Here is a 2,928-nt window from a genome sequence, read left to right on the forward strand (position 1 = left end):
GGGCGACGCGAGCGGAACAAGCAGGCCAAGCTCGAACGCATCATCACGGCCGCCGACGAGCTCTTTGCCGAGCGCGGCGTGGACGAGGTCACCACCCAGCAGATCGCCGATGCGGCGGATATCGGCACCGGCACCCTGTTCCTGTACGCCAAGACCAAGGGCGAGCTGCTGCTTCTGGTTCAGAACACGCACTACGCTGACGCGCTCGAGCGCGGACGTACCGCGGCCGCGGACGCGACGAACTCCCTGGACGGGGCGATGGGGCTGGTCGCGCCGATCGTGGCGTGCAACCGCGTGCAAATCGACAACGGCCGCACCTACCTGCGGGAGATGGTCTTCGGCGACCCGACCGAACCCCACCACGCGGAAGCGCTGTCAATCGTCGCGCAAACCGAGAAGGCCATCGTCGGCATCCTAACCGATCTGGCACGGCTCTCTGCACCTGAGGCCTCGACACTGGCCCGGGTGATCTCAGCCATCCAGTTCCTGACTATGGCCTCCAGCGAGCACACTGACAGCAGCATCGATGAGATCGTCGACGCCATCCGCACCCAGGTCGCGGCGATCCTCCCTCTCTGACGCCCCACGCCCCTGCGACCCCGCTGTATTCGACGCCCTCCGGGCCGTCGCGGTTGACGGCGAGGGGGTGACGGTGACGACAGACAGGCCGGGGGGCATCGAACCACACGATCGTGTAGTCCACGGTTCGCGAGCACCATGGCGACGGTCGCAACCTCCACCGGCCTCACACTTGCTCTGCGCATCAGTTGCGTCTTCGCCGAGTACCTGCCGCTGGTATGGAGCCACATCTTCCTGCTCACTGTCGCTGCAGCGTCGATTACTGCGCTGCTACCCTCACCCGACGACGGCCCCTCCGCCATTGATGTTCACCTTCTCCAGCGGCGCCCCGGTTTCGGCCTGCCAGGCGAGCACCACGGACGCAAACGCCTCGTTCACTTCGAACGCGTCGATGTCATCGATACTCAGTCCTGCGCGGGCGAGCACTTTCCGGGTGGCGGGGATGATCCCGGTGAGCATCATGATCGGGTCGTCCCCGGCAACGGCGAAAGAATGTACGCGTGCACGGGGGCGCAGGCCGTACCGTTCGGCGGCTTCGCGGGAGGTGACGAGCAGGGCGGCGGCGCCGTCGTTGACCGGGGAACTGTTCCCAGCGGTCACCTTCCAATCGATCTGCGGGAACCGCTGCTCCCACGCCTCGTCTTGGAATGCCAGACGTAGCCCAGCGAGGGATTCGTTCGTGGTGTCGGGCCGGATGGTCTCGTCGATGCTCAGCTCGTTCACGGCGACTGTCTCACCCTCGAAGAGGCCGTCTTTCCACGCTTCGGCTGAACGTTGGTGGGAAATGGAGGCGTAGTCGTCGAGCTGTGCGCGGGAGAAGCCCCATTTCGCAGCGATCAGCTCCGCCGAGATGCCCTGCGGAATCAAACCTGGCGCGTACCGTTCGGTGACGGCAGGGCCGGCGAAGTTCTTCCCGGCGAACTGCGACCCGATCGGGATACGCGACATCGACTCGACACCGGAGGCGACCGCGACGTCGTAGGCGCCGGCGATGACGCCTTGCGCTGCGAAGTGCAGGGCCTGCTGGCTCGACCCGCACTGCCGATCCACGGTCACCCCTGGCACGCTCTCGGGGTACCCGGCGGCCAGGAGCGCCCACCGGGCTGCATTCACCGAGAGCGACCCCCGCCCGGGCCGGTCAAGCCTCGTGGTGAGGCAGGACCTCACCGTTCTACACGTAGGTGAGTGCGGCGGTCACGTCGTAGGCGTGGACCGCGGACACGTGCGGGGCGATCAGCTCGGTGAGGTGTGCGGCGTGATCGGTGTAGAACGCGTCGCGAGCGTCATCGTCGACGAACCCGAGGATCACGGAGGCGTGCAGGTGCTGGTCCACGGAGTTGTCGTGGGCGACGTTCGGGGTGTCCCAGAGTTTCTCGTTCCACGGCAAGAACACCTGCGTGCGCAGCTCCTTCAGTTCCCCGGTCGCGATGAGCGCGGGGGCGAGCTCCTTCTTGAGGAACCTGTGGAACCCGACCGTACCTTCGTCCTTGCCGCGGCGCAGGTAGATGATTGCCCGCGAGCCGGGCTTCTGTCCGGGGGCGACGTCGTACCAGCGGGAGGTTCCGGGAGGGCCCGCGTGTAGGAGAGTTCTACGGAAGATGTTGACCTCGTCCTCGAACGCTAACGCCGTCTGCTTGCGACCCGCCAACGGGGAGAGGGCGTTCTCGAAGGTGACTTCCGCGATGCCGTCGATCTTCCGATCGTCGGGGATCGTCGTCTCGACACCGGGAGTCTCGGGCCAGCGGCCGGGATTGTTCTCGGCGAGATGGATCTGCCGGTACTCATAGAGGCCGGGAGTGGCTGCGATGATGCCGGAGTGCGGTCCCTTCCAACGGTCCATGCCGACCGGGCGGGGCTGGTCGGGGCGCATCCACAGCAGGATCGAAGAGGTGAAGTGCTTGGACACGTCCGGCTTCGTGGTCGGGGGGTCGCTCATGATGACTCCTTCGATGTGACGGTCAGAGGTGGGGCGCGTCAGCTGTTGAGGAACTTCGCGGCAACGGGGGCGAACTTTTCCCAGTACTGGAAGATCCCGCCGTGCCCGGAATTGGGGTAGATGATCAGCTCGGAGCCTTTGATGCGCGTGTGCAGGTCCTCGGACAGCACGGAGGGGACCATGCGATCGTTGTCGCCGTTGGCGATCAGCGTCGGCTGCGTGATGATCGAAAGGTCGGACGGCGTGGAGCGTCCGAAGCGCTGAATCGCCTTCAGCTGGGTGCTGAACGCCTTGTTCTTGATCGGCTGGTCGCGATCGATCGTGCGTTCCTTCAGGCGCTCCACGAACGCCTTCCCGGCCTGCTTGCCGACCGTGTCGCGGTTGAAGAACAGGAACTCCTTCGGATCCGAACG

Annotated in this window: 4 protein-coding genes; 1 reads left to right on the forward strand and 3 read right to left on the reverse strand. The window is 65.6% G+C overall.

All coding sequences use genetic code 11. The features are described from left to right. Positions 1-579, forward strand: a 579-nt coding sequence (locus tag VIP82_RS06610; RefSeq protein ID WP_331906873.1) for a TetR/AcrR family transcriptional regulator, incomplete at its 5' end; no start/stop codon positions are given. Positions 580-855: 276 nt separating this feature from the next. Here VIP82_RS06610 and VIP82_RS06615 read toward each other — a convergent pair. The 3 genes from VIP82_RS06615 to VIP82_RS06625 all read right to left on the reverse strand — a co-directional run. Next, positions 856-1,746, reverse strand: a complete 891-nt coding sequence (locus tag VIP82_RS06615; protein WP_331906875.1) for a thiolase family protein — start codon at positions 1,744-1,746, stop codon at positions 856-858. 4 nt (positions 1,747-1,750) lie between these two features. Next, positions 1,751-2,515, reverse strand: a complete 765-nt coding sequence (locus tag VIP82_RS06620; RefSeq protein WP_331906877.1) for a strictosidine synthase — start codon at positions 2,513-2,515, stop codon at positions 1,751-1,753. Between the two features lie 38 nt (positions 2,516-2,553). Next, a partial coding sequence (locus VIP82_RS06625) for an alpha/beta fold hydrolase (protein WP_331906879.1) occupies positions 2,554-2,928 on the reverse strand: 375 nt, incomplete at its 5' end.

Origin of the sequence: Microbacterium sp., from assembly GCF_036566905.1 — a bacterium.
Lineage (GTDB): Bacteria > Actinomycetota > Actinomycetes > Actinomycetales > Microbacteriaceae > Microbacterium.

What these genes read in the sequence shown, in the direction of transcription:
- VIP82_RS06620 (WP_331906877.1), bottom strand. Translation starts at nt 2,515, where the DNA reads ATGAGCGACCCCCCGACCACGAAGCCGGACGTGTCCAAGCACTTCACC.